This is a genomic window from Nonomuraea sp. NPDC049400, assembly GCF_044466425.1.
Lineage (GTDB): Bacteria > Actinomycetota > Actinomycetes > Streptosporangiales > Streptosporangiaceae > Nonomuraea.
On sequence record NZ_JBITMP010000001.1, the window covers coordinates 134,731 to 160,303 of the forward strand.

Sequence of the window (25,573 nt, forward strand, 5' to 3'; positions counted from 1 at the left end):
AGTATCCCGCCCTGTGAGCAAGGATGTCACCGAAGTTGTGCCCGGTGTGTTCCGTATTGAGGACACCTGCAACGTCTACGTCATCGCCGCTCCCGCCGAAGGAGCGGAACGCACTGGGATCGCCATCGACTTCGGTTCGGGTCGCGTGCTGGATCTCCTCGGCGAGCTCGGCCTCGACCGCCTCACCGACGTCCTGATGACGCACCACCACCGCGACCAGGCCCAGGGCCTGCGCAGGGCGGTCGACGAAGGCGTCAGGGTGCACGTGCCGCCCGTCGAGCGCGACCTGTTCGAGCGGGTCGACGAGATGTGGGCGGGCCGGCAGATCAGCAACGACTACGACCTGCGCGACGACCGGTTCTCGCTGCTCGACCCCGTGCGGATCGACGGCGTCGTGCCCGAATACCGGACGGCCGACTACGGAGGCATAGACGTACGGGTCCTGCCCACCCCAGGGCACACCCCCGGGTCCGTGACGTACGTCGTCGGGAAGGTCGCCTTCACCGGTGATCTGATCTACGCCCCGGGCAAGGTGTGGTCGCTGGCGGCCACCCAGTGGTCGTACACCGAGAACGAGGGCCCCGCCATGGTCGTCCTGAGCTCCGAACTCCTCCAGCGGGAGGAGCTCGAGGTGTTACTGCCGTCGCACGGCGAGCCGATGACCGACCCCCGAGACGCACTGAAGCAGCTCTCCACCGCCATGCAGCGGTACGTCAACTTCCGCCGCCCCCACCCCCACCCCTGGGACCTCCGCGGCCTCCTGGCCAACCCGTTCGTCCAGGTGACCCCCCACCTGCTCATGAACAAGAGCAGCCAGTCCCACAGCTACGTGCTGCTGTCGGAGTCCGGCGCGGCCATGGTGTTCGACTTCGGGTACGACATGTCGACCGGCCTGGTGCACAACACCTCCCGCGCCGCCCGCCGCCCCTGGCTGGCCTCCATGCCCGCGCTCCGCGAGCACTACGGCGTCACGAGCGTCGAGGTCGCCATGCCCACCCACTACCACGACGACCATGTGGCGGGCATGCCGCTGCTGCGCGACGTCGAGGGCACCGAGATCTGGGCGCCTTCCCACATCGCCCCCATCCTGGCCACGCCCCTCCACCACGACCTGCCGTGCCAGTGGTTCGAGCCCATCCCCGCCGACCGGGTGCTCGGGCTGGGGGAGACGGTGCGCTGGCGCGAGTACGAGATCACCGTGCACGACCTGCCCGGGCACACGTTGTTCGCGGCGGCGTACGAGTTCGAGGTGGACGGGCACCGCGTGCTGGTCACGGGCGACCAGCAGGACGGGATGGGCACCACGGACGCCAGTGAGTTGGCACGCCAGGAGATCCTGAATTTTCAGTACAAGAATCGGTTTCAGATCGAGGACTACCGGAAGAGCGCCGCGCTCTACCGCCGCCTGCGCCCCGACCTGATGGTCAGCGGCCACTGGCGGCCCCGCTGGGTGGACGACGACTACCTGCACATGCTGACCGAGCGCGGCGAGGAGCTGGTCGCCCTCCACCACGACCTGCTCCCGCTCGACCGCCTCGACCTGGGAGCCGACGGGGTGCTGTGCCGCCTGACCCCGTACTACTCGAGCGTCCCCGCGGGCGGTGAGATCGTGCTGACGGCCACCGTGCGCAACCCGTGGCCGGACAAGGCGGTGGCCACCATCGAGCCGGTCGTCCCGCCGGGCTGGCGCCGCGAACCGGGCTCTGTGACGCTGAGGCTCCCCGCGGGGGGTATGGACCAGGTACATCTCCGTCTGGGCGCGGACGTCGTGCCGCGGCGCCGCGTTCGCCTCGCGGTCGACTTGACCATCGGCGATCTGCGCCTCGGGCAGCACGCCGAGGCGCTGGTCGACGTGGTCGGGGAAGGGGATCGATGACCATGGAGCGGCGCAGCCCCGCCAGCCGTTCCAGGCGGCCCACGATCAAGGACGTGGCGGAGGCCGCCGGGGTCTCGCGCTCCACCGTCTCGCGGGCGCTGACCGGGCGCGGGTACGCCGCCAGCGACGTACGCGAGCGCGTGCTGCGGGCGGCGGCAGAGCTCGGTTACGTGCCCGACGTGATGGCGCGCACACTCAAGCAGCAGGTGAGCAGGTCGGTGGGCGTCCTGGTGAGCGACCTGCGCAACCCGTTCTACGCGGAGCTGGCCGCGGGGGCCAGCAGGGAGGCCCGCGAGCGCGGCTACACGATGGTGCTGGCGGACACGAGCCTGTCGGCCGAGGCGGAGAGCGAGGCCGCCGAGGCGCTGGTCGCGCTCAGGGTGGCCGGGGCGATCGTGACGCCCAACTCCCCGGCCGTGTCCACTTACCTCAGCTCCCACGGCATCCCGGTCGTCGAGGTGGACCGGCAGTTCGCGGCGGGCTCGACGGATGGCGTCGTGGTCGGCAACCGCGTGGGAGCCCGCACCGCCACGGCCCATCTGATCGAGCTGGGCCATCGCAGGATCGCGCTGTTCATCGACGAGACCGACTGGACCACCGGTTACGAGCGCTACCACGGCTATCTGGAGGCGCTCGGCGTGGCAGACATCAAGGTCGATCCCGACCTGGTCGTCTCGTCTGGCTGGGACGTCGCCGACTCGCGGCGCAGGGCGCTCGACATGTTGTCCGGGCCCGACCGGCCGACGGCCGTCTTCGCCGCCAACAACGTGCTCGCCGAGGGCGTCTGGCGGGCGATCGGCGAGCTGGGGCTGCGGGCGCCCGAGGAGATCAGCCTGGTGGCCTTCGACGACGCGCCGTGGATGAGCATGGTCTCGCCGCAGGTCAGTGCCGTCTCCCAGGACACGTTCAACCTGGGCGCGACCGCCGTGCGCAGACTGGACGAGCGGATCGAGCTGCCGGACGCCGACTCCGTCACCACCGTGCTGGGGGTCCGGCTCGTCACCCGCGAATCCACCGCACCGCCTCCCATGATCTGACATTTCACCCAGTCGGGCGCGTTGACCCATGGCAAAGGGTCGCCCTAGGATCCGTGTGGGAACGATGTCACACCGCCTTGACGTGGCACTCGTTCCCGTCGGAGGCCCAATGGAGCACGATCTTCCCCCCGTCCTGTCGCTGGACATCGGCGGCACCAAGCTCGCCGCGGGCGTGGTCACCGGCGACGGCCTGATCCACGGCTGGCAGGTCGCCCCGACCCGCAGGGAGCAAGGGCCGCGGCGGGTCCTGGCCAGGCTGTTCGACCTGGGCAGGAAGGCCGTCGCGGAGGCGGGACTGCCCGAGGTGGCGGCCGTCGGCATCTCCTGCGGGGGACCGCTGGACACCACGACCGGCGTGCTGGAGTGCCCGCCGCACCTGCCCGGGTGGATCGACGTCCCCGTGGGGCCGATGGCGGCGGCGGAGTTCGGCGTGCCGTCCGCGCTTGAGAACGATGCCACAGCCGCCGCCCTCGGCGAGTTCCGGTACGGCGCGGGCCGCGGCACCAGCACGATGCTCTACCTCACGATCTCCACGGGCGTCGGCGGCGGGTCCGTCATCGGCGGCCGCCTGCACCGGGGCGCGGCCGGCAACGGCGGCGAGCTGGGGCACGTCGTGGTGCGGCCGGGCGGGCGCAAGTGCTCGTGCGGCCGCCTGGGCTGCCTGGAGGCGTACGCGTCCGGCACCGCCATCGCCGAGCGCGCCCGCGAGGCCCTCGCCGCCGGTCGCGCCTCGTCCCTGTCCGCGATCGGGCTCCCGACGGCCGAGGACGTCTTCCGCGCCGCCGAGGCCGGCGACGCGCTCGCGACCGAGGTGTGGAACGAGACCACATGGGCACTGGGCAGCGCGATCACGGATCTGGTGAACGCCTTCGAGCCGGAGCTGGTCGTCCTCGGCGGCGGCGTGACCCGTTCCGGCGCCCGGCTCCTCGACCCCGTACGCGCCGCCGTCGCCCGGGACGCCATGCCGCCCGCGGCCCGCACCGCCCGCATCGAGCCGGCCCAGCTGGGCGAGGGCGTCGGCGTGGTCGGCGCCGGCGCCGTGGCCCACGACCTTCTTGCCTCAGGGAAGTGCCATGCCTGACCCGATCCGCCTGCACCCACCCGCGTCCCGGCAGAACGGGCTCGCATCTCCTCCGGCCGTGAATGGGCACACGTCCCGGTCCGGCGCGGCGCCGTCCGCCTCGGCGGCGTCCGTGCTGGCCGAGCACGTCGAGGCCCACCTCGCCGCCGCCCAGGGCGTCGCGCGGCTGCTCCCGGCCGTGGAGGCCGCCGCGGACCTGCTCATCGAGGCGTTCACCCGTGGCGGCACCCTCTACACCCTCGGCAACGGCGGCAGCGCGGCCGACGCGCAGCACCTCACCGGCGAGCTGGTCGGCCACTACAAGCGCGACCGCCGCCCGCTGCCCGCCGTGACGCTCACGACCGACGCCACGGTCATGACGTGCATCGCCAACGACTACTCCTACGAGGACGTCTTCGCCAGGCAGGTCCGGGCCCTGGTCCGCCCGGGCGACGTCGTGGCCGCGTTCACGACCAGTGGCAACTCCCCGAACGTGGTCGGCGCCCTGGAAGCCGCACAGAGCAATGGCGCGGTCACGGTACTGTTCGGCGGCGGCGACGGTGGCGCCGCCGCCAAGTTCGCCGACCGCCTCCTCCTAGCCCCCTCCTCCGAGACCCCGCGCATCCAGGAGATCCACACACTGATGCTGCACATGATCAGCGAGAAGGTCGACGCATGGGCGGCCGCATGACCAGGCCCCCGAGCGCCCCCATGTCGAACGCCCCCTCGGGCAGCCAGCCCCGCGGTCTCCCGAGGGCGCCGAGGCCGGTGGCCACCCCCGACCGCACCCTGCACATGATCGGCAACGCGCACCTCGACCCGGTGTGGCTGTGGCCGTGGCAGGAGGGCTACCAGGAGGCGCGGGCGACGTTCTGGTCGGCGATCCACCGCATGGACGAGTACCCGGACTTCGTCTTCACCTGTGACCAGGTCGTCCTGCTGTCGTGGGTGGAGGAGTCGGACCCCGAGCTGTTCGCCCGCATCAAGGAGAGGGTGGCCGAGGGCCGCTGGGTCAACGTCGGCGGCTGGTGGGTGGAGCCCGACTGCAACATGCCGTCGGGGGAGTCGTTCGCCCGCCAGGGCCTGTACGGCCAGCGCTACCTGAAGGAGAAGTTCGGGGTCACGGCCACGGTCGGCATGAACGCCGACCCGTTCGGCCACAACGCCATGCTGCCCGCGATCCTGCGCGGCCAGGGCATGGACTCCTACTGCTTCCTGCGCCCTGGACCGCACGAGAGCGAGCTGCCCGGCACGATGTTCTGGTGGGAGAGCCCCGACGGCAGCCGGGTGCTGGCCTACCGGATCCCGTTCGAGTACTGCAGCCCGCCCGGCGAGGTCGCGGGCCAGACGGAGAAGGCGCTCGGCCAGCTCGACCGCTCGCTCGGCGACCTGATGATCTTCTACGGCGTGGGCAACCACGGAGGCGGCCCCACCAAGGCGAACATCGAGTCCATCCACCGCTACGACCGGATGGGCACGTTCGGCGAGCTGACGATGTCCTCGCCGCGCCGCTACTTCGACGAGGTGGCCAAGCGCCTGGGCGAGCAGGGCCTGGCCGAGCTGCCGGTCTGGCGCGACGACCTGCAGCACCACGCGGCCGGCTGCTACTCCTCGCACTCCGGGATCAAGGCGTGGCAGCGCAGGGCGCAGGCGGCGCTGCTGTCGGCCGAGCGCTGGGCCGCCGTCGCGGGCCACGACGTGCGCGAGGAGCTGGGGCGGGCCTGGAAGCAGGTGCTGTTCAACCAGTTCCACGACGTGCTGCCCGGCTCGGCCATCGAGCCTGCCTACGACGACGCCCGCGACCAGCTCGGCGAGGCGGTCGCGATCTCGAAGCGGATCATCACCCGGGCGCACAACGTGATCGCCCGCGACATCGACGTGCCCGAGGAGCCCGGCACGCAGCCGGTGGTGGTCTTCAACCCGCACCCGTGGCCGGTCACGACCCGGGTCGAGCTGCAGTACGGCCTCGCGCCCACCGGCGTGCGGGTCGTGGACGCCGACGGCCAGGATGTGCCCTGCCAGCCCATCCAGCCGGTCGCCACCACGGACGACAAGGGGCGCGGCGCCACCGTGTTCCAGGCGGAGCTGCCCGCCCTGGGCTACCGCCTCTACCGGCTGCGCCAGGGCGAGACGCCGTACACCAGCGGCCTGAGCGCGTCCGAGCACCACATTGAGAACGACGTGCTCCGCCTGGAGATCGACCCGCAGACGGGCTGGCTGACCGGCCTGCTCGACAAGCGCACCGGCGTGGACCTCGTGGCCGGGGCGGCGGGCGAGCACACGCAGATCTGCGCGGACCCGACCGACACCTGGGGACACCGCGTGGTGTCCTACGACTGGCCGGGCGAGGCGATGACGACGACCCGCATCGTGCTGCGCGAGAGCGGCCCGCTGCGCGCCCGCATCCGCGTCGAGCGGGAGTGGGGCCGCTCCACGATGGCCGAGGAGTTCATCCTGGGCGTCGGGGACGACGCGGTGGAGGTGCGGGTCACGCTCGACTGGCGCGAGCAGGCGCATCTGATGAAGCTGCGCTTCCCGGTCGCGCTGGAGAGCCCGGTGGCCACGTACGAGATCCCGTTCGGGCACCTGACCAGGCCGATCGACGGCGCCGAGGAGCCCGCCCAGTCGTGGGCGGACCTGTCCGGCGCCGGAGCCGGTCTCGCCGTCGTGAACAACGCCAAGCACGGCTACGACGTCTCCCCGCCGGCCCCGGGCCGCGGCCACAGCATCGGCATCACGGCCGTGCGCAGCCCGGTCTACGCCTGGCACGACCCGCGCCTGCTCGACCCGGACGGCCACTACTCGTACCAGGACCAGGGGGTGCAGCGGTTCACGTACCTGCTGGTGCCGCACGCGGGCGACTGGCGCGCCGCCGGGCTCACCCGCCGGGCCGCGCTGCTCGGCTCCCCGGTACGCGCGATGCTGGAGAGCTTCCACGACGGCACGCTCCCGGCGGCGCGCGGCCACCTGGACGACGGCGGCGGCCAGGTCATGGTGACCGCGGTCAAGCTGCACGAGGACACGCCGCGCGACCTGGTCGTCAGGGCTGTCGAGACCACGGGCAGGGCCGCCCTGGCGACCCTGGACATCCCGCTGGCCCGGATCAGGCTCACGGCGGACTTCGGGCCCAACCAGATCCGTACCTTCCGGATCCCGCTCGACGATCCGCTCTCCGCGGTGGAGACGGACCTGGTCGAGCTGGGCGTCCGCAAGGGCGCGTGCACGGTGGAAGCCTGGTGATCGACGGCGCCTACCGGTGGAGTGAGCCCAACGGGTGGGCGCGGTAGTCGATCACGGTGGCGTCCAGGATGCGGGCGCCTTCGGAGCCTCTCGCGGCCTCGGGCAGCCAGACCGGCGTGTCCGGTGTGAGCGGATAAATCATGACCTCGACCGTCTCGATGCCGCCCGAGATGTCGATGTCCCAGGGCGCGCCGTCCCAGTACAGGTCCTCCGTGCGGTCGCCGGCCCTGGCCACCGCCACGTCGCCGACCAGGTCGAGGCGGAGCAGCGTGCGCTCGCCGCCCGGGGGCACGGTGATCGTGTAGCGGGCCGCGTGGGCGGCCAGCGTCTCCGGATCGGGCGCGGAGGCGCGACCCGGGACGGTGATCGGGCGGGCCGGCGGTGGCGTGGCCTCGGCCGTCCGCACGATCTTCACCAGGGCGGGGGCCGCCGGATGGTCGAGGTGGTGGCGCTCGAAGGCGCCGTCCCTGAGGATCTCGACGGTCGCGGGGCCGGTGGTGATGGCGGTCAGCGCGCCGTCGGCCTCGACGATGTCGGCGTCGGAGATGACCAGCCGGCCGCCAGGAGTCCAGGCGCGCCGGGCGTCGGCCGCGTCGAGGACCAGCAGGCGCAGCCGGGCCCCGTCCGGGGTCTCGACGGTGATCGGCTCGCGGCTCGCCGGCAGGTCCTCCAGGATCACCTCGCCGTCCCGCTCCAGGGCCGGATGGCCGGTGACGGACGTGCCCGCGGGCAGGGAGAGGTGGGCGGGGATCCCGTCCGTTCTCGTCAGGACCAGTACGGAGTCCTCCACCAGCGTCAGGACGCCGAGGGTGGCCCAGTTGACCGTGACCCCGCGGACGTCGAGATTGACCGGCCAGCAGAAGAACGCGCCGCTGGGGACGTCCACCGGGCGGTGCGGGAAGCGCACGCGGGCCTCGTCGAGCTCGACGTCGAAGCGCACGTCGCGGTGCGCGGGCAGCGGCTCGTACGGCTGGTGGTTGTTGACGAAGACGAACCCGCTGCGCCCGTCCGAGCGCAGCGACCAGCGCAGCGACTCCTGGCCGGGGATGGTGGCGTTCATGGCGGCCAGGCGGTCGCCGAACGCGGCCAGGAAGGCGTGCTGGTTGCGCAGCAGGTGAAAGCTGTCGCGGGTCTGCAGGTGAGCCCCGATGGGGGCGTGGAAGTCGTAGTTGAACTCCGGCAGGTCGTTGGGGTAGCCGGTGGCGTGCGACTCCTGCAGGCCCGGGCGCGGGTTGGCGCCTCCCGCGTACATGTAGTAGCCCTGCCAGGCCGAGCCGCTGCCCAGCTTGGTCAGTGCCACCGCGGCGATGTCCGCGCCTTCGAGCAGCGGGCGGCGGTGGTACGCGGTGGCCATGCCGCCGCCCAGCTCACACGTCGCGGCCGGGAAGTCCGGGTGCTTGACGCCGCCCGCCCGGTCCCCGGCCAGGTCCTTGCCGATGCCCGGGTCGTCCCACTGGTGGGAGAAGCGGAAGTGGGCGCGGAAGGTGTCGTCCCAGCCGTCGGCCGTGTCCACCCAGAAGCCGTCCGCGTAGCCGCCGTACAGGGGGAAGACGTCGCCGACGGGCAGGTCCGCGCTGCCCCAGGCGGTGGCCGTCCAGAGCGGGGCGTGAAGGCCGGACTCGCGGGCGATCCGCTTCAGCGTGACGAGGTGGCCAGGCTGGTCGTACAGCTCGTTCTCGAGCTGGATCCCGATGATCGGCCCGTCAGGGCCGCACAGCGGGCCGAGCTCCCTGCCCAGGTGGCCGAACCAGGCCCGCACCTGCTCCAGGTACGCCGGGTCGTCGCGGCGGGCCGGAGCGACCCAGTCGGGCAGGCCGCCGTTGCGAACCTCGCCGTGGCACCAGGGCCCGACGCGTACGATCGCCTCGAGCCCCGTCCGCAGGCAGAGCCCGACGAACGCGGCCACGTCCAGCCCGCCGTCGAACACCGGCTCCCGGTCCTCGTGTTCCTGGTGGTGGATCCAGAAGACGTACGTGGAGAGCACGTTCACCCCGCCCGCCTTGGCCAGGCGCAAGGCGTCCTGCCAGCGCTCGCGCGGCACCCGGCTGTAGTGCAGCTCGCCCGTCACGGGGATCCACCGGCGGCTGTCACGCCAGAGGGAGCGGTCGGTGAGGGCCAGTCCGGGCCGGGGGTCGTCGGTGTTGGCCATGGCGGGCCGCGTCTCCGGCCGGTCCCAGGGGGTGTGTCGCACGGGCATCCGACCATTGTCCACACCGCTCGGGAGGGCGGATTCAGGGGGTCATGGCCTCGCGGTCGAGGGCCGGGCGCCCGGCCCGTGGGCGGTGTTCGCCTTCGCCCTGGTGGCCGACGCCGTCTTCGTCCTCCTCTACGCGGTCGACCCCACCGGCCTGTCGCCGTGGCTGGCGATCCCGATCCCGGCCTGGGCCAGCGTGTTCATCTACCTGGCACTGTTCGCCACGGTCGGCGTCCTGGTCAGGCGCTGGTCGCACCGGTCCAACTGGTCGGACGCGCACCGGCTCGCGCTGGCGGCGGGGGCCACGCTCACGTACGCGTGGCACTCCTTCCCGTGGAAGGTGATCTCGACCGAGCCGGTGAGACTGGCGGCCGACCTGACCAGCAACGCGATCATGACGGTCGCCGCGATCGTGCTGCTCGTGATCGCGGCTCGCCGGGTCTCCACGTGAGGGCGAGCGTCCGGGGAGCGGCCATGCCGAGGCCGCCCGCCCGGACTCGCCGAGCACAAGCGAGGTCTAGTCGAAGAACCCGACCACGCGGCGGATGCGGTCGCCCTCGAACTCCACGACGTCGTACCCGGTGGCCACGGGCGTGTCCGAGCCCGGCGCGCCCAGCCTCCAGGTGAACAGCGCCGTGTCGTGATGGGCGCCGATCAGCGTGCCGAGGGTGAACACCAGATCGCCGAACTTCTCCTGAGCCCGGCCGATCGCCTCGGACAGCTCGCCGTGCCCCCGCAGCCCGGCGTAGTCGGGGTCGGAGTAGACGGAGTCGCCGGTCAGCACGTCCTTGATGAGGACGTCACGGGCGGCGCCGTCCCGCTCGTTCCAGACGTCGAGGTACTTGCCGATGAGGTCGTTGATCATGATGTGGTTCCTTTCCCGGTTGGTTCGAGTACGAGAGCGATGAGGCCGCCCGCGGCGGTGACGGCCGCGGCCGTCCAACCGGCCGTCTGCAGGCCGCCGAGCATCCCGGTGGCCTGGGTCGCGGTGGCGACGGCGACGAAGGCCGCCAGCCCGATCGCGCCGCCGACCTCCTTGGCCGTGCTGGCCAGGCCGGAGGCCACGCCCTGCTGCTCGGGCGCCACCCCGGCGCCGGCCGAGGCGAACAGCGCGACGAAGGCCACGCCGCCGAAGAATCCCCAGACGACGCTGCCGGGCAGCAGCGTCCAGAATCCGCCGTCGATGGACATGCCGGCGGTCAGCACGCCGATCCCGGCTCCGGTGCCGAGCATCCCGGTGCTGAGCGTCGTACGGACTCCCCACCTGCCGAGCAGCACCGGCGCGACCTTCAGTGCGGCGGCCATGCAGACGAGGGTGAGCGGCAGGAACGTCAGCCCCGCCGCCAGGGCGCTGTAGCCGAGGACCGGCTGCAGGTATGAGGTGAGCACGTAGTAGCCGCCGCCCAGCGTGCCCTGGAACACGGCGATCACGATCATCGTGGTGGCCGGGCCGCGCCGGCGCAGCAGCCGCGGCGGGATCAGCGGATCCCGGGTACGCGACTCGGCCAGCAGCAGCAAACCCAGCAGCGCCACGCCGGCGACCAGCGCCCCGGCGCCGCGTACCGACCCCCATCCCGACTCCGGCCCGCTCGCCAGGCCGAACACGAGCAGCGTCGAGCCCGCCGTGGCCAGTAGCGCCCCCGGCAGGTCGAACCCGCCCGGCCTGGACGCGTCTCCGGAGTCGGGCTGAAGCAGGCGGGGCGCCGCCGCGGCGGCGCCGATGGCCAGCGGGACGTTCACGAAGAACACCCACTCCCAGCCCAGGTAGTTGGTCAGCACGCCGCCCAGCAGCGACCCGGCGGCCAACCCCGCGCTCCCCGCCATGCCCCAGGCGCCCAGGGCCCGGTTGCGCGCGGCCCCTTCCTCGAACCCGTGGTAGATCAACGCGAGTGTGGCCGGCGTGAGCAGCGCCCCGCCGGCGCCCTGGACGGCACGGGCCACGACCAGAGTCGCGGATCCCGTCGCCAGGCCGCCCGCGAGCGAGGCCACGGCGTACAGCGACAGGCCGAGCACGAACATGCGCCGCGCGCCCAGCTTGTCGACGGCCCGGCCACCGAGCAGCAGCAGCCCGCCGAGCCCGATGGCGTACGCGCTCACCACCCACTGCACGGATCGCGCGCTGAAGCCCAGGGCCGCTCCGATGTCGGGGAGCGCCACGTAAACGATGTTGTAGTCAAGAGCCACGATGAGCTGGGTGAACGCCAGGAGCGCCAGCCTGAGCCCGGAACGGCCCACGTCGGTCGGCGCACGAGAGGCGGCAAGCGTCACGAGAGGCCTCCTCAGGAAGGATTTCTATACGGCGAATGATTACTACACGCTGTTCAATCTCAGCACGCAGAACAGTAGCCCAACTCTGTAGACTGTCAAGGGTGGGTGATCAGACGATGAGCAGGCGCGAGCGGCTGCGCGCGGAGACCACGGCGGAGATCAAGGAGATCGCGCTCAAACTCATGGCCGCCGGCGGCCCCGACGCCATCTCGCTACGTGCCATCGCCCGCGAGATGGGCATGACCGCCGGCGCGATCTACAGCTACTACGCCACCCGCGACGACCTGGTCACCACGCTCATCGCCGACCTCTACACGGCCCTGGTGGACGCGGCCGAGTCGGCCCGCGACGCCGTGCCCGTCGAAGACGCGGGCGGCCGCGTCCTGGCCTGGGCGGAAACCGTACGGGAGTGGGCGCTGCGCAATCCGGAGGGCTTCCGCCTCATCTACGGCGACGCGGTCCCCGGCTACCAGCCCCCGGCGGACGGCCCGGCGAAGGAGGCCGAACACCGGGCCTGCCGAGGCCTCACCGGCCTGGTCGCGGCGGCCTGGCGCGGGCCGGACAAGGGCGAGTACGACTGGTCACACTTCGACCCGGACCTGGCGCAGGACATTCAGGCCACGTTCCCGGGCCTGCCGCCGGACGCGGTGGCGCTCACGGTCCGGGTGTGGGGCCGCATGCACGGGCTGGTCTCCCTGGAGATCTACGGCCACCTGCGCACGCTCACCCACGAGCCCGCCGCTATCTACCGCGACGAGATGATCGCCCTGATCGCGTCACTCGGCTTGACGCCACCCGCCTGAAGACCGTCTGAGCGGTGTCCGGGCGATCGCTCACGAGGGGCGGGCGGGTGGGAGCGGCCCAGCACGAAGCGGCCACTGCCCACCTCGGGCTGGGCCTGAGCGGCCGGTGCCGCTCGATCCGGGCCGGCAGGTCCTGAGGCCGGCCGCCGAGGACGCGGACGATATGTCGATCAGACCCCCGGAGGGGCGTTCCAAGGCCGTTGCCCGGCTGGCGGATGAGGCATGCCGGACGAACTGGGCTGCCCGGCTCGCCGGGTCAGGAGCAGCACGAATCCGCTGACGGCGGTGGCAACCAACCCCACGATCAATGGCAGTATCGTGATCAGGTATCCCCACCTCCACGCCAACGCGCTCGCCAGCCAATGATTGATGACCGGGCCAAGAATCAGGGCGAAGATACCAAGACCTGCAAGTATGCCGGCCAGCGCGCCCGAGTGGCGGCCCGCCCGCCGCGCGAATGCCACCGTCGCCCCCACCGCGCTGCCGCCACCGAGCCCGCTCAGCACCCGGCCGATCAGATAGATTCCGGAGTCAGGGGCGAGCGCGTTCAGCAGCACACCGATGATCATTAAGGCGATGGCCGCCGTGCCCACTGTCGTCAGCAGACGTCCACCAAGGCCAACGCCCAGCGCCCCACCCGCTGCCGCGCTGACCAGATACGCGACGAGAGCCATGACCAGGGTGGTTTGGCTGGTCAAACCCAGATCTAACTGCAGCGAAAGCCGCGCTGCGGGCCCGAAGGTCATCGTCAGCAGGTAGAGACCGGTAAGCGCGGCGATTCCCGGGCCGATCACCGCCCATGCCGGTCGCTCCCCGCCCGGCAGGGCGGCATTCCTTCGTGGTTGGTGATCGTGCATGGGGATCAGTTTGCATCGGGCTTGACTGCCCCGTCCATCCCGCTGCAAGGTATGCCGAACGCGAAGTGGGACGCCTGAGAGGAACCGGCAACCCTCCGGCGTTGGCGCACTAAACGCGACGCGAACGAAAGGCCTTGAGCACCGTCACGTCGCCGCTCTCGAGCAACTCCGCCCTGAGGCGCGACTGCTGCTCATGCTGTGCCGGCCCCGGATGTCGGCTGAGCGGCGCGACACCGCCAGAGCGCTGGTGGAACGGACCGGGGCCGACGCGGACTGGGGATGGTTCCTGCACCAGGCGGCACGGCATCGGGTGCTGCCGCAGATCGCGTGGAACGTCTCACGCGGCCGTGTCGGCTTCACCGACAAGGGACAGCACATACCGAACTTCTGGCTGTACGGTTGCGTGCTCGAAGGCAACAGGAGCCGCAACGCCGCGCAGCTGACCGAGTACGCGCGGGTCCTGCGGGCCTTGACGAAGTCGCGGAGGTGCTGCGCGACCTCGGATACGTTCAAGGGCGGCCGTCCCTGGAAGGCACCTCGGTCGTCCCCTTCAGCCGCGGGACCCGGGCGTTCCGGAAGCTGAACGTCAACAACGCGCTGCCGTTCGTAAAGATGTCCGAGGACGACGGGATCGACAGCTACACCGTCGATCTATGCCTGAACATCTTTCAGATGAAAGCGGCGGTGAGCGTGACGACCGAGGAGCTGTTGTCGCGATGCCAGCCTGCCGAGCTGATGGGCGAGCCGGATTATGTCCGCGCCCCCGTCGACCAGTTAATCGATCTCTGCACACATCTGTACAAAGAAGCGGAATGCGTTTCTTTGTGGGGCGTGGCCGGGATCTGCGCATCGCCAAATTCGTCGACATCGCCGAGTTCCTCGCCGTGCGGGGTTCCGATGATTTCTGCGAGAGCTTCCGGGACCAGGTGCTGCGGCACGGAGCGCAGCGGGGTGTCCACTACGCCCTGTACTACTGCCGCGAACTGTTTCCCGACGCGGTACCGCTGGATCTGGTGAATGCATTGGCGCCGGAGGATCTGGGCCATCTAGACGAGTACGGCAACCTCGACGGCAATCCGGTCAAGTGGGCGCATGACTTCACCGACCGCCTTTTCGGATCGCACCGCTCCGAGGTGGGACCGATTCCGATGACCTGACGGGTTTGCTCAAGCGTCCGCCGGGCCCGGCACCCATCCGATCTGCTGCGCCCACTCGTCGGCACGGCGCACGATCTCCCACATGTGGGCCGATTTGGCTGCCACGTAGCCGACGCGGTCGTGGCGGAACCTGGCGGCACAACGTCGCTTGACGGCCGCGTACTCGGCGGCGTCGAGCTCGTGGGCGCGCAGATAATCGCGGAAAAGCAGGGGAAATTGCTCCGAGAAACTGCCGAGCAATCGCACGTGAATATGTGTACGGGGCTTTCCGGGCGCTTCCCGGAAGTACCTCTTGGTGCGCTCCGGATTGTTTCGGCGATATTTCATCCCGAGTGCCTCCAGCGGTGCCTGGAACGCCTCCTCGGGGTCAAAGGAGCGCACGGACACCTGTATGTCCACCACGGGCTTCGCCGCCAGCCCGGGTACCGAGGTCGATCCGATATGGTCGATTCTTACCGCCACATCCCCGAGTGCCGAGCGCATGCGCTGCGCCAGCTCCTTGAAGGCCGTCGGCCATTCGGTTTGATAGGACACGATCTCGACGGGTTCGTTCACGACGAGCAGGGTAAGCCTGCTGATCTTGTCGCCGCAATGCGAACATTTCCCAGGCGGTTGCCAATGGGCTCCACCCTACGCCGTCACCCGCGCGCGGGCCGTGTTCTCCACGCAGGCCCCGGCCCTCGGACGGTGAGAGCGAGGAAGGCGACCAGCACACCGACACGGCCGACGTCGCCACCAGCCGCCTGCACGGCCATGACGCACAGCGCCGCTGTGATCAGGCCGGCTGCATGGCACAGGTGCTGTGCCAGGTACCGGCGGACGGTTGCGCGGCACCGCCGCCGCAACGCGGCGCCCACGACGGAACTGTGCTCCTTGTGAGCGGTGAGCAGGTATTCCCCGAGAAGGCTCCCGTGAATCGCCCCGGGCCAGCACAGGGGGAGTACGGCGACCAGGAGCAAGGGGTGCACCATCCCCAACGCCGCGGCGCGCACCGCGCGGTCCGCCAGCCGCAGGACCGTCTCCCACTCGGCGTCCCCGATGTCGGTGCCGGAGGGGAACTCGGAGGACAGGATCGTCTGCCATCCGTGCGGCAACCGCTTCGCGAGCGCGTCCAAACCGGAGGATAGGCCGGTGAGGTCGCCGTGACGGGGTGCAGCAGGCCAACCCGGTAACCAGGCAACGGGCGGGTGACGGCGAGCGAAGCGAGCGGGGTTTCGGGGGCGAAGGGGGGCGTGAGCCCCCCTGGGAGGCGCTGTCTGGAATCCCGCGCGCGAAGCGCCCCCCATGGAAGGCCTTGCTTTCGCCCCCCCGCGACCCCTAGCTTCCGACTGGTTCGGCGCGGAGGCGCGCCGAGTGTTTGACCAAGCTGATCAAGACTTCGCGGCTTGAGTCCTTCTTCCGGGCGTCACACATGATGATGGGGATCGACGGGTTCAGCTGCAGCGCCAGGCGTACCTCGTCCAGCTCGAACGTAGGCGCCCCCTCGAAGCAGTTGACCGCCACCACGAACGGCGTGCCCCGTCGCTCGAAATAGTCCACCGAGGGGAAGCAGTCCGCCAGTCGCCGGGTGTCCGCCAGAATGACGGCGCCCAGCGACCCTTCGGCCAGTTCGTCCCAGACGAACCAGAACCGCTCCTGCCCAGGTGTGCCGAACAGGTACAGGACGTAGTCGGTGCCCAGCGTGATCCGGCCGAAGTCCATCGCCACGGTGGTGGTGCGCTTGGCCTCCACCGAGGTGAGGTCGTCCACGCCGATCCCGCGGTCGGTCAGGACCTCCTCGGTGCGCAGCGGCCGGGTCTCGGAGACCGCGCCCACCATCGTCGTCTTGCCCGCGCCGAAGCCGCCCGCGATCAGGATCTTGATCGCCGTCGGCAGGCGCGGACGCTCAGAGCGACCGAAGGCCATCGAGCACCGCCCTGTACATCTTCATGTCATGCATGTCCACCTCGGATTGTGGTTCCTGCGCAGAGACGAGTTCGCGGTCGAACAGGTCGCCGAGCAGCACCCGGATCGTGCCGGCCGGCAGATCGAGGTATGCGGCGATCTCGGCGACGGACTTGGGCTCGCGGCAGAGCTGGAGGATCCGCAGGTGCTCGGGATCCAGCCCGGCGTCGGGGCCGGGGGGTGGGCCCACCGCGAGGGCCATGGAGATCAGGTCGAACCGGCCGTGCGCGGGCTGCGTGCGGCCACGGGTGACCACGTAGGGTCGGATGATCTCCGGATCGACCCAGTGCTCGTCCGTCGGTTCGTCCACGCCTCTCACCGGTCGCTCCCGGCGATGGCCTCGGCGTTGCGGGCGCCCGAGGTGAGGTACTGGCCGACGCGGGCCACCATCATCGCCATCTCGTACGCGATCAGCCCGATGTCGGCGTTCTGCGCGCACAGGACGGCCAGGCAGGCCCGCTCGCCGGCCGTGGTCACGATGAGGAACTGGTGCTTCCACTCCACGACCGTCTGCCGTACGGTGCCGCCGGAGATCTGGTCCGAGACACCCTTCGCCAGGCTTTGCAGCCCGGAGGCGACGGCGGACAGGTGCTCGCCGTCGGTCCGCTGCAACCCGGCGGAAGAGGCCATCAGCAGGCCGTCGGACGACAGCACGATGGCGTGCTCGGCCTCCTTGACACGGCCGACGAGGTCGTCGAGCAGCCAGTTGAGATCAGTGCCGGGGGAGGGGGTCATGCCTCACCTCTCGACTGCTCGTCCAGCATCTTGGCGGCCTCGCTCCGGCCAAGACGCGTGCCTGACTGCAGAGATCCCATCATCGCGCGGATCTCCTCCGGCGAGCGCTCGTCATCGTCCTCCTCGAAGTCGGGCTGCGTGGGCGTCTCGTCCCGCAGCGCTGGCGCCAAATTGGTCTGGGGCACCCGCAGGGGCAGCCCATTCGACGTGAACTCGGTCACAGGCCTCTGCTCCGGTTCGGCCGGCGTTTCGGGTTCTGATTGCACAGGGGCGAGCGAAGGAGCGGGGGCCGGCGAGGGCACGGGGGCAGGGGCGGGCTCCGGAGGGGGAGCCTGGCGCGCGGGCTTGAGCGTGCGTACGTTCTCCGCGGTGACCGGCCGGATCGCGGTGGCCACGGCCGTCGTCCTGCGCGGCAGGCGCTCCCGCTGCTGGCCGCTCTGCGGCTCGGGCGTGGGGTCGAGCTGTACGAGCTCCTGCGGCAGCAGCACCACGACCGTCGTCCCGCCGTACGGCGACGCCTTGAGCACCACCTGGATGTCGTGGCGCTTGGCGAGCTGGCTGACCACGTAGAGGCCCAGCCGGGCGGTGCCGGTGATGCGGAACTCGGGCGGGTCCGCGATGCGCGCGTTGTTGGCCTCCAGGTCCTCGGGCTTCATGCCCAGACCGCGGTCCTCGATCTCGATCACGTACCCGTTGGCCACGAGCTGGCCACTGACCTGCACGTTCGTGTACGGCGGCGAGAACGACACGGCGTTCTCGATCAGCTCGGCGAGCAGGTGGATGACGTCACCGACCGCGCGGCCGACGAGCACGACGTCGCCCATCGGCATGAGTGTGACGCGGGTGTAGTCCTCGACCTCGGCCAGGGCGCCGCGGACGACGTCGACCATGGGGACCGAGCGGCGCCACGTACGGGCCGGGGCGGAGCCGGAAAGGACGATGAGGTTCTCCGCGTTGCGCCGCATGCGGATGGCGAGGTGGTCGAGCCGGAAGAGCTCCTTCAGCTCCTCGGGATCGGTCTCGCGGCGCTCCATCACGTCGAGCACGGTGAGCTGCCGGTGGACCAGGCCCTGCGTCCTGCGGGCCAGGCTGAGCAGGATGTCGCGGATGCTGCGGCGCAGCTCGGCCTGCTCGGCCGCGACGCTGATCGCGGTGCGCTGCACGGTGTTGAACGCCTGGCCCACCTGGCCGATCTCGTCGTCGCCGAAGTCCAGGTCGGGGGCCTCCTTGGCCAGGTCGACCTCCTCGCCTCGGCCGATGCGCTCGACGACGCCGGGCAGCCGGTCGTCGGAGAGCTCGTGGGCGGCGTCGCGCAGCTTCTTGAGCTGGGCGAGCAGGTCGCGGGCCGTGGTGACGGACAGGATGATCGAGGCGATGACCGCGATGAGGCCGAGACCGCCGGCCAGGACCAGCCGGATGATCACGTTGACGGCGACGGGCACGATCCGGTCCACCATGCGGTCGCCCCCGCCGAGCACCATGGTGTTGAAGTCGTCCAGGAAGCGCTCGGTCGCCGACTTCCACTCGTCCGCGGTGAACGGCAGGCTCAGAGCGTTCGGATCATGCTCCATGACCTGCGTTTCCATGTTCTGGAGCCGGACGAACGACTGGCCCTTGGCCAGCTTGTCGTAGTGGGCCCTTTCGGAGTCGGGCAGGTCGGCCGCGGCCTGTCCGGCGACGATCCGCCAGGCGCCCACGGCCTGACTGAACTCCGCCTGCTCGGCGGGAGTCAGCCGCCCGTCGGCGAGCGCGCCGGCGAGCAGCGCGTCCTCCCGGGCGAGGAGCTCTCGGGCACGGCTCAGGGCGACGAGGGTGCGGACGTCTTTGGCGATCTCCTTGTCGTCGAGCGTCGCCATCGAGCCGTAGAGGTTGAAGATGGGGTCGATGGCGTCGTTGTACGCGGTCGTCGCCTGCGCTCGGCTAAGCCTGCTCGTGTCGACGGCCTCGCGTATCTTCTTGACCGATTCGAGCTGCTTGAGCAGGTCGGCGAGCCGCTTCTCGCCCTGATCGTCCAACGCCCAGCTGACCAGCCCGCCGCTGGCCGACTCCTGGAAAGCGGCGATAACGCGGTCGTTCTGCTTACGCTGTGTTTCGAGCTCTTTGCGGGATTGGGCAGTCTTCTCGCTCAACCTCACGGCCGAAAGCCGGCGCTCTTTTTGCAGGCCGAAGAGCACCGGGTCGCTGGGGTTTGCCAGAGAGGAGTCGAGTTGGGAGACCCACAGGAGGTTGACTCCCTCACGGAGGGTGACCCACGCAGCGAAGACCCACAAGGCCGTCAGGGAGAGTAGCAGAGCCGTGATCTTGGTCCGCAGCCCCGTCTTGCGGAAGCGCATTATCGTACCCACCCTGTGCAAGTCAAATCTGGTTTGCCGGACACCTTGAGTGCGGCGAGGTTGCATACAGTATCGATCAAGGAACTCTAGCGCACTCGCAAAGCGCCTCTCAAGAAACATTAATCCCAGATGTCAGGTTCTGACGTCTATTAGTCAATTTTGCACCAAAAGGTGTCGAGAATCGGTATGCTTCGCAGGTGGCTGGCCCTGCCTCCAGTTATTTCAGCATTCGTAACAACCTCGCGGACCATCTTCTTGAACAATCGCACCAGCTAGCGGGCGTGCCGCTGCAGGATCGCGGCGACGTCCTGGGCTCGCGCTGGACTCCGTCCCTGACGTGTCATGGCTTCCGCACCCCTACACCGCCCTGTTCCGGCGGCTGTCCGCCGTCCTCTCCGGCGTACGACGGCGCCGACGCGTACGTGCCGGATTCACGTTCCGTTGAGGGCGTGCTCTGGCTGGTAGTGGGTGCCGAACATGGGGGATGATCACCTGTCGGCGGGAGTGGCTTGCCAGCTCCTGTCGGTTCGTCGACACCCCAGACGTTTGGCTACGGAGACAGGCTCGGCCCCCGCTCGCCGGGTCGGCGTGTGGCGCGGGTGCCGCCCGCGTTGTGTCACCTCAGTCGCGGTGTGATCATTGACCGATTCCGAACAACGCACAGTTTCAACCGCGGTACCCCTTTTGGCTGGGAGTACCTGACAGGAGCCGTCATGAGCCCCTCGCCGTCCCTCCCTGACGAGCTTTCATCCGGTGCGCTGTCCGCCCGCGCAGCGGAATGTGCCCGTGACCTTCGCCGCACTGCCGCGAGCTACCCCGAACTCTTCGACACTGGTGAGTTCGCCGACACCCCTGGTCAGATCGCGAACATGATGGTCTATGGCACCCCGCGCCATGGTACGGGCATGTTGCGGAGTCCCTCCCAACTGGCGTTGTGGATTTTCCCACTCGACGCGGCCATCGACCGTGATGCGACACAGCGATCGCAGGTACGGGCCATCGTCGAGGAGTGCAAGGACGTCATCGCCGGCGCCGACCCCCATACGCCCCTGACCCGGCTTCTCGCTGACATCCGCGATGACCTGGCTCACGCGCCCGCGTTCGGTCATCTGGGACCGGTATGGCGTACCGAGCTGGCCGCGATGCTCGATGCGATGGCGCGGGAATGGGATTGGAAGACCGCGGCCCGGCAGACCGCCGCCGTGCCCACCCTGAAGGAGTACTTGGGTAATGCGGCGAACTTCGGCTCCACCGTTGTCGGAGTGAGCCGTTTGATCAGCACCGATGAACCGGAAGCCACTCGCGAGCACCTGCCGGCGATCATCGACGCCGCCAATGCGACTCAACGGGTCATGCGCCTGGTCAACGACCTGCGCACCTTCAAACGCGACCGCCAATGGGCGGACCTGAACGCACGGATGCTCGGGCTCGACGAGCACGCTCTGCTGGAACTGATCGCCGACGAACGCAAGGCATGTGACCTGGAGCTGGACCGGCTCGCGCAGTCCTGCCCGGGCGTGGCCGAAGATCTTCGCCAGCAAATGATGACCACCTGGGGCTTTTACTTCAACGGCAGTGATTTTTGGACCGTCTGAGCCGGGGCTGGAAAGACCTGCGCCCGCAACACCATCCCCACTCCCTGACCCAGCGGCGCACGGTGGAGGCCGAGACGTCGTTGGCGCCGGCCGTGCCGTGGGACGGGGAGCACGATGGTGGCAATCTTCCCGTCCCCGGCGGACGATCGGCGATCCATCGGGCCGGTCACCGATCTCGGCGCAGCGTGCCTGCGCCTGGCCAATGACATCACGAGATTCCGGCGAGACAGGAACGAGGGCAAGCTCATCAGAGTCAGACCGCCTGGGCCCGGGCCTGCCGGATGAGGTGCGACGAGGCGATCACCGCGGCGCGGGTCACGGCGAGCGGAACGTACAGGTCCTTGTCGTGCCAGAGCGGCGGGTGGTCGCTGCCGGTCGAGCGTGCCAGGTACTCGTGGCCCCGATCCGCCGCACGCATGCGCCGCGGATCCGTACGTCCCCGGGTCAGCAGCAGGATCTGCATCGCGTACGCGGTCTCCTCCGCTGTGCCCTCCCAGCGCCCCCAGGAGCCGTCCGGCCGCTGAGTCCTCAGCGTCCACTCGGCCGCCGCGCGCACCGCCTCCTCCGAGGCGTCTCCGCCGAAGGAGTCGAGTGCCAGCGCGCAGCTGACGGTGGCGTAGTACGGCGACGCGTGCCACCGGTCCGTCCAGCTCCCCTCCGGTTGCTGGCGATCGCGGATCCAGGCGGCCAGCTCGGCGATGGTCTCGTCGTAGCGGGGGGCGGCGGCGGGCCTGCGGCGGACGTACTCGCCGAAGGCGTCCAGCACATGCGCGTTGACGCTGACCGAGACGCCCTGCTCGCCCGGCCAGGTGGAGAAGTGGGTGCCGGAGCGGAAACCCCACAGGCTGTCCGGTTCGTGCGGCGCGCCGAGCAGTGCCAGGGCGTGCAGCGCCACGGACGTCGTGTCGGCGTCGGCCGGCAGCCCGGATCCCGCGGGGGTTCCGGCCGGACCTATGGCCGCTCTGATGTCGGCCACCATCTCCGGCGGCACCTCGACGGGCACGCCCGCCCGGAGCAGCCAGCTCAGCACCCAGCCTCGCTCGAACACAGTGATGGGCAGCCCGACAGGCACGGGGCCGCCGTACAACCGGACCACCGCCTCCAGATGTCCCCGAGCCCATTCGTGCGCGTCGCGTTCCCCGCGCTCTCCCAGCCAGGCGGCGGTCGCCGCGGGCGAGGCGCCGACGCTTCCGATGGGCGTGGGCCGGATGCCGGGCGCTCCGGCGGCATCTTCGGCCGCGATCTCCAGGGCGTGGAGCAGCTTCTCCGGCACCTCCACGCCGGACTTGACCCACGACCGGACAGCGTGGAGGGTGTCGTAGCTCATGGCCTCGGGCAACGGCATCGGCGCCCGGCCCGGTAAGCCCTCGACGTGCTGGTTGATGCGGGCGACGAGGGAGGGGACGATGTGCTCGATCGCCGGCATGTCGGGGAGCTCGAGCGGGCTGCTCAGCCAGGTGGCGAGCACCCGCAGGCCGCGGTCCGCCGCGCCGGTGAGGCGTTCGCGGTCCGTGCCCCGGTCCCCGCGAGTCAGCGCGGAAAGGATCCCCTCGGTGGCGCTCAAGGTCGGCACCACGCCGTACCCGTCGGGGGCGCCCCAGGCGCCGTCCTGCCGCTGCGTGCGGATCAGGTAGTCGATGCGTTCCAGGTGACCGGTCAGCCAGGGGGCGAGGGAGACCAGCCGGCCGGTCTCGTAGACCGAGGGGGAAACCTGCCCCCACGGCCTGAGCATGAGGCTCGCGACGAGGTCGCCCGCTTCCGTGGTGATGTCCGCTGCTTCGCCGATGCTCACGCCGCGAGATTCCGTTCGATCGGGTGCAGCTGGAGGAAGAGCTTCTCCTTGGGCCGCAAGGTGGCTCCCCCCAGTACGGGCGTCAGCTTCTGCGGGTAGGGCAGCGCCGGCCGGTACCTGGTGAACAGGTTGGCGATCAACAGAGATGCCTCGATGTAGAACAGGTGCTGGCCGAGGCAGACGTGCGGGCCCGCGCCGAAGGGGATGAACGAGTAGCGGTGCCGGCGTTCGGTCTTGTCGTTGGCCCAGCGCTCGGGGTCGAACTCCGTCGGCCGGGGCCAGAACTCCTCCAGCCGGTGGGTGGCGTATGGGCTGATCAGCACCTGCGAGCCGGCCTTGATCCGGACGCCGCCGATCTCCGTATCCGCCACGGTCTGGCGTGGGACGACCCAGGCGCTCGGGTAGACCCGCACGAGCTCCTGCAGGACCATACGGATATACGGCATCTCGGCGACGTGCGACGGCCGCACCGGGCCGCCGCCTATCACACGGTCGATCTCCTCCTGCAGCCGGGCGTTCACCTCCGGGTGTTCGTCCAGCACGGTCCACAGCCACATCAGCGACATCGCCGTGTTCTCCGAAGCGGCGCCGTAGACGTTCACCAGGTCGTCGCGGATCTGCCGCAGGTCCGCCCCGCCCCCCTGCTCGCGCCTGACCGTGAGCAGCGCCGAGACGACCTCCTTGCTCCCGGTGTTCTCGCGCTGCGCCCGCTCGATGAGGGGATCGACGATCTCGTGGATCTTCCTCGTGGAGCGCAGGAAGGCGCGGTCGCCCGGGACCCTGATCGAGTACGGCGCGGACGGGAAGAGCATCCGGAAGCCGATCGAGGCGGCGCACGTGGCGAAATGCGGCGCCAGTTCTTCGGCGGTCTCACGGTTGATGCGGCCGCCGAACAGCAGCTGGATGACGGCCTGGTTGACGATCGAGGTCATCTGGTGCTCAACGTCGATCGGGCGGCCCGTCCGCGCGTAGTCGTCGAGCTCGACAATGCGCTCGGCGATGATGTCGGCCATGTCCTCAGCCAGTGAGTTCGTGTAGCGAGCGGTGAAGAGCGGCTGGAGGATCTTCCGGGCGGACTCCCAGGCCTCGCCCTCGCCCATGATGCTCTGACCGATCAGACGCTGGAGCGGCTGCCAGAACATGCCCGCGCGCACGAAGTTGGTCCAGTCCGTCTTGAGCACCTGCTGGACGTGGTCGGGATGGGTGATCAGGTAAGGGCGGAAGGGGCCGAGATCCAGCCGGACGACCTGCCCGGCGGCATCGGCAGCCATGCGGGCCAGCTCGGTGACGGGGTTCCTCACGAGGCGGGGGATGGCCCGGTAAAAGGGAACGACGGTGGGTTTGATCACGGATGTTCCCGTGGTGTGCGGCATGGCTGCGTTCCCCAATCCAGGATGCGATACACAGCTGGGCGGATATCTATCGCGCAAAAAGATGATTTATACGAAAATGTCTGCTTTGTCGTATTTTGGGAGAGGCGGCGGCGGCTCCTGCGGTGGGACCGCGGGTCCTCGTCACTTGTGTCGCCTCCGTCGCGTACAGTGCACGTCTCACATCACGGACATTTCCTGACAAATGTCAATTGTTGGGTGGAGTATCACATGCTTGTGCATGTAGATTCAAGATCGTACCGGGGTAGGAGCACCGATTGAATCTCAGCCATCCGTTGGGCGGCGACGCCGTGGCCCGCTGCCGGCGCCTGTTCGAGCCGGCTCTACGGGAGGCCGTTTCGGCGCTGCACCCGTGGGGCGCCGGGATGGCCGCGTTCGCGCTGGGCTGGTCCGATGCGGACGGCAGGCCGCACAACGGGGACGGCGGCAAGGGCGTGCGGCCCGCCATCGCCATGCTCAGCGCCGAGGCCGTCGGCGGCACGGCCGAGTCGGCGCTCCAGGGGGCGGTGGCGGTGGAGCTGGTGCACGCTTTCTCGCTGGTGCACGACGACATCATCGATCACGACGAGCGGCGGCGGCACCGGGAGGCCCTCTGGAAGGCGTACGGCGTGGGCCCGGCGCTCCTGGCCGGCGACGCGCTCCTCGCGCTGGCCATCAACCAGCTCTCGGGGTCGCCTGAGGCGATGAAGTACCTGTCGGCGGCGCTGATCGAGCTCGTCAACGGACAGACCGCGGACATGGCCTTCGAGAACCGGCCCTGGCGCGGGCCCAACGCGGTCACGATCTCCGAGTACACGGAGATGGCCGCGGGCAAGACCGGCAGCCTGCTCGGGGCCGCCGTCGCCGCGGGGGTCGCACTGGGGGGCGCGCCGGAGCTCGCCGACCGCATGTGGGGGATGGGGCGGGATCTGGGGGTGGCCTTCCAGATCGCGGACGACATGCTGGGCATCTGGGGTGACCCGCGCATCACGGGCAAGCCCGTGTACTCCGACTTGCGGCGCGACAAGAAGACCTTTCCCGTCCTCGCCGCCCTCGCCGCCGACCACCCGGCCGCCCGCGAGCTGTCCGCCCTCCTTGCCGCCGGCGTCCCGGAGGAGGACTCGCTACGCCACGCCGCCCGCCTCGTGGAGCAGGCCGGCGGCCGCGCCGTCGCCCAGTCCCGGGCCGACGGGCACCTTGCCGCGGCGCTGGCGGTCATGGACGAGTGCCTGCCGGGCGCCACGGACCTGCGCGCGCTCTGCGCGTCCCTGGTGAACCGCGTCCACTGACCCTCCTGCCTTGCCCCGGCACC

Annotated in this window: 23 protein-coding genes; 11 read left to right on the forward strand and 12 right to left on the reverse strand. The window is 70.1% G+C overall.

Annotated features, from left to right (window positions below):
- Window positions 1–13 precede the first annotated feature (13 nt).
- The 5 genes from ACIBVN_RS00575 (at window position 14) to ACIBVN_RS00595 (ending at window position 7,213) form a co-directional block, all read left to right on the forward strand.
- Window positions 14–1,876, forward strand: a complete 1,863-nt coding sequence (locus ACIBVN_RS00575; RefSeq protein ID WP_397131101.1) for an MBL fold metallo-hydrolase — start codon at window positions 14–16, stop codon at window positions 1,874–1,876.
- Entirely contained in the window at window positions 1,873–2,913 is a 1,041-nt protein-coding gene (locus tag ACIBVN_RS00580) for a LacI family DNA-binding transcriptional regulator (protein ID WP_397131103.1), read from the forward strand. The genes ACIBVN_RS00575 and ACIBVN_RS00580 overlap by 4 nt, the downstream gene beginning before the upstream one ends.
- Before the next feature lie 109 nt (window positions 2,914–3,022).
- Complete coding sequence (locus ACIBVN_RS00585) at window positions 3,023–3,994, forward strand: ROK family protein (RefSeq protein ID WP_397131105.1); 972 nt, start codon at window positions 3,023–3,025, stop codon at window positions 3,992–3,994.
- Window positions 3,987–4,664, forward strand: coding sequence for an SIS domain-containing protein (locus ACIBVN_RS00590; RefSeq protein WP_397131107.1), 678 nt, complete (start codon window positions 3,987–3,989; stop codon window positions 4,662–4,664). Before ACIBVN_RS00585 ends, ACIBVN_RS00590 begins: the two co-directional genes overlap by 8 nt.
- Complete coding sequence (locus tag ACIBVN_RS00595; RefSeq protein WP_397131109.1) at window positions 4,661–7,213, forward strand: alpha-mannosidase; 2,553 nt, start codon at window positions 4,661–4,663, stop codon at window positions 7,211–7,213. Before ACIBVN_RS00590 ends, ACIBVN_RS00595 begins: the two co-directional genes overlap by 4 nt.
- A gap of 10 nt (window positions 7,214–7,223) precedes the next feature.
- On the opposite strand, the gene ACIBVN_RS00600 is transcribed toward ACIBVN_RS00595, so the two are convergent.
- A complete protein-coding gene (locus ACIBVN_RS00600) occupies window positions 7,224–9,410 on the reverse strand; it encodes a beta-galactosidase (RefSeq protein ID WP_397131111.1) in 2,187 nt (728 codons plus the stop codon).
- Window positions 9,411–9,417: 7 nt separating this feature from the next.
- Between ACIBVN_RS00600 and ACIBVN_RS00605 the strand changes: the two genes are divergently transcribed.
- Window positions 9,418–9,858 carry a hypothetical protein gene (locus ACIBVN_RS00605; protein WP_397131113.1) on the forward strand — a complete coding sequence of 147 codons (441 nt, stop codon included), beginning with the start codon at window positions 9,418–9,420 and terminating at the stop codon, window positions 9,856–9,858.
- Between the two features lie 66 nt (window positions 9,859–9,924).
- On the opposite strand, the gene ACIBVN_RS00610 is transcribed toward ACIBVN_RS00605, so the two are convergent.
- Together ACIBVN_RS00610 and ACIBVN_RS00615 are read right to left on the reverse strand one after the other, a co-directional pair.
- Complete coding sequence (locus tag ACIBVN_RS00610) at window positions 9,925–10,272, reverse strand: nuclear transport factor 2 family protein (RefSeq protein ID WP_397131115.1); 348 nt, start codon at window positions 10,270–10,272, stop codon at window positions 9,925–9,927.
- Entirely contained in the window at window positions 10,269–11,675 is a 1,407-nt protein-coding gene (locus tag ACIBVN_RS00615; protein WP_397131116.1) for an MFS transporter, read from the reverse strand. The genes ACIBVN_RS00610 and ACIBVN_RS00615 overlap by 4 nt, the downstream gene beginning before the upstream one ends.
- Before the next feature lie 101 nt (window positions 11,676–11,776).
- Here ACIBVN_RS00615 and ACIBVN_RS00620 point away from each other — a divergent pair, with 101 nt between their 5' ends.
- The gene (locus ACIBVN_RS00620) at window positions 11,777–12,478 is read left to right on the forward strand and encodes a TetR/AcrR family transcriptional regulator (RefSeq protein WP_397131118.1); all 702 of its coding nucleotides are present in this window, start codon (window positions 11,777–11,779) and stop codon (window positions 12,476–12,478) included.
- 170 nt (window positions 12,479–12,648) lie between these two features.
- Here ACIBVN_RS00620 and ACIBVN_RS00625 read toward each other — a convergent pair whose 3' ends face one another.
- Window positions 12,649–13,335 carry an MFS transporter gene (locus ACIBVN_RS00625; protein WP_397131120.1) on the reverse strand — a complete coding sequence of 229 codons (687 nt, stop codon included), beginning with the start codon at window positions 13,333–13,335 and terminating at the stop codon, window positions 12,649–12,651.
- A gap of 211 nt (window positions 13,336–13,546) precedes the next feature.
- Between ACIBVN_RS00625 and ACIBVN_RS00630 the strand changes: the two genes are divergently transcribed.
- Window positions 13,547–13,918, forward strand: coding sequence for a hypothetical protein (locus tag ACIBVN_RS00630; protein WP_397131121.1), 372 nt, complete (start codon window positions 13,547–13,549; stop codon window positions 13,916–13,918).
- A 229-nt stretch (window positions 13,919–14,147) separates the two neighbouring features.
- Window positions 14,148–14,492 (forward strand): hypothetical protein, encoded by a 345-nt coding sequence (locus ACIBVN_RS00635; RefSeq protein ID WP_397131123.1) that lies wholly within the window; start codon window positions 14,148–14,150, stop codon window positions 14,490–14,492.
- Between the two features lie 9 nt (window positions 14,493–14,501).
- On the opposite strand, the gene ACIBVN_RS00640 is transcribed toward ACIBVN_RS00635, so the two are convergent.
- The 6 genes from ACIBVN_RS00640 to ACIBVN_RS00665 all read right to left on the reverse strand — a co-directional run bounded on the left by ACIBVN_RS00640 (window position 14,502) and on the right by ACIBVN_RS00665 (window position 19,504).
- Window positions 14,502–15,047 carry a GrpB family protein gene (locus ACIBVN_RS00640; RefSeq protein ID WP_397131125.1) on the reverse strand — a complete coding sequence of 182 codons (546 nt, stop codon included), beginning with the start codon at window positions 15,045–15,047 and terminating at the stop codon, window positions 14,502–14,504.
- A gap of 83 nt (window positions 15,048–15,130) precedes the next feature.
- Window positions 15,131–15,607, reverse strand: coding sequence for a hypothetical protein (locus ACIBVN_RS00645; protein ID WP_397131126.1), 477 nt, complete (start codon window positions 15,605–15,607; stop codon window positions 15,131–15,133).
- A gap of 202 nt (window positions 15,608–15,809) precedes the next feature.
- Window positions 15,810–16,397, reverse strand: coding sequence for an ATP/GTP-binding protein (locus ACIBVN_RS00650; RefSeq protein ID WP_349454719.1), 588 nt, complete (start codon window positions 16,395–16,397; stop codon window positions 15,810–15,812).
- Window positions 16,378–16,746 carry a DUF742 domain-containing protein gene (locus tag ACIBVN_RS00655; protein WP_397131128.1) on the reverse strand — a complete coding sequence of 123 codons (369 nt, stop codon included), beginning with the start codon at window positions 16,744–16,746 and terminating at the stop codon, window positions 16,378–16,380. The genes ACIBVN_RS00650 and ACIBVN_RS00655 overlap by 20 nt, the downstream gene beginning before the upstream one ends.
- A 5-nt stretch (window positions 16,747–16,751) precedes the next feature.
- The gene (locus tag ACIBVN_RS00660) at window positions 16,752–17,171 is read right to left on the reverse strand and encodes a roadblock/LC7 domain-containing protein (RefSeq protein ID WP_397131130.1); all 420 of its coding nucleotides are present in this window, start codon (window positions 17,169–17,171) and stop codon (window positions 16,752–16,754) included.
- Window positions 17,168–19,504: a nitrate- and nitrite sensing domain-containing protein gene (locus ACIBVN_RS00665; protein WP_397131131.1), complete on the reverse strand. Its 2,337-nt coding sequence runs from the start codon at window positions 19,502–19,504 to the stop codon at window positions 17,168–17,170. Before ACIBVN_RS00665 ends, ACIBVN_RS00660 begins: the two co-directional genes overlap by 4 nt.
- A 713-nt stretch (window positions 19,505–20,217) precedes the next feature.
- Between ACIBVN_RS00665 and ACIBVN_RS00670 the strand changes: the two genes are divergently transcribed.
- Window positions 20,218–21,099, forward strand: coding sequence for a terpene synthase family protein (locus ACIBVN_RS00670; RefSeq protein ID WP_397131133.1), 882 nt, complete (start codon window positions 20,218–20,220; stop codon window positions 21,097–21,099).
- Between the two features lie 253 nt (window positions 21,100–21,352).
- Here ACIBVN_RS00670 and ACIBVN_RS00675 read toward each other — a convergent pair whose 3' ends face one another.
- Complete coding sequence (locus ACIBVN_RS00675; RefSeq protein ID WP_397131135.1) at window positions 21,353–22,891, reverse strand: prenyltransferase/squalene oxidase repeat-containing protein; 1,539 nt, start codon at window positions 22,889–22,891, stop codon at window positions 21,353–21,355.
- Entirely contained in the window at window positions 22,888–24,264 is a 1,377-nt protein-coding gene (locus ACIBVN_RS00680) for a cytochrome P450 (RefSeq protein ID WP_397131137.1), read from the reverse strand. Before ACIBVN_RS00680 ends, ACIBVN_RS00675 begins: the two co-directional genes overlap by 4 nt.
- A gap of 275 nt (window positions 24,265–24,539) precedes the next feature.
- On the opposite strand from ACIBVN_RS00680, the gene ACIBVN_RS00685 reads away from it, so the two are divergent.
- Complete coding sequence (locus tag ACIBVN_RS00685; protein WP_397131139.1) at window positions 24,540–25,550, forward strand: polyprenyl synthetase family protein; 1,011 nt, start codon at window positions 24,540–24,542, stop codon at window positions 25,548–25,550.
- Window positions 25,551–25,573: the final 23 nt, after the last annotated feature.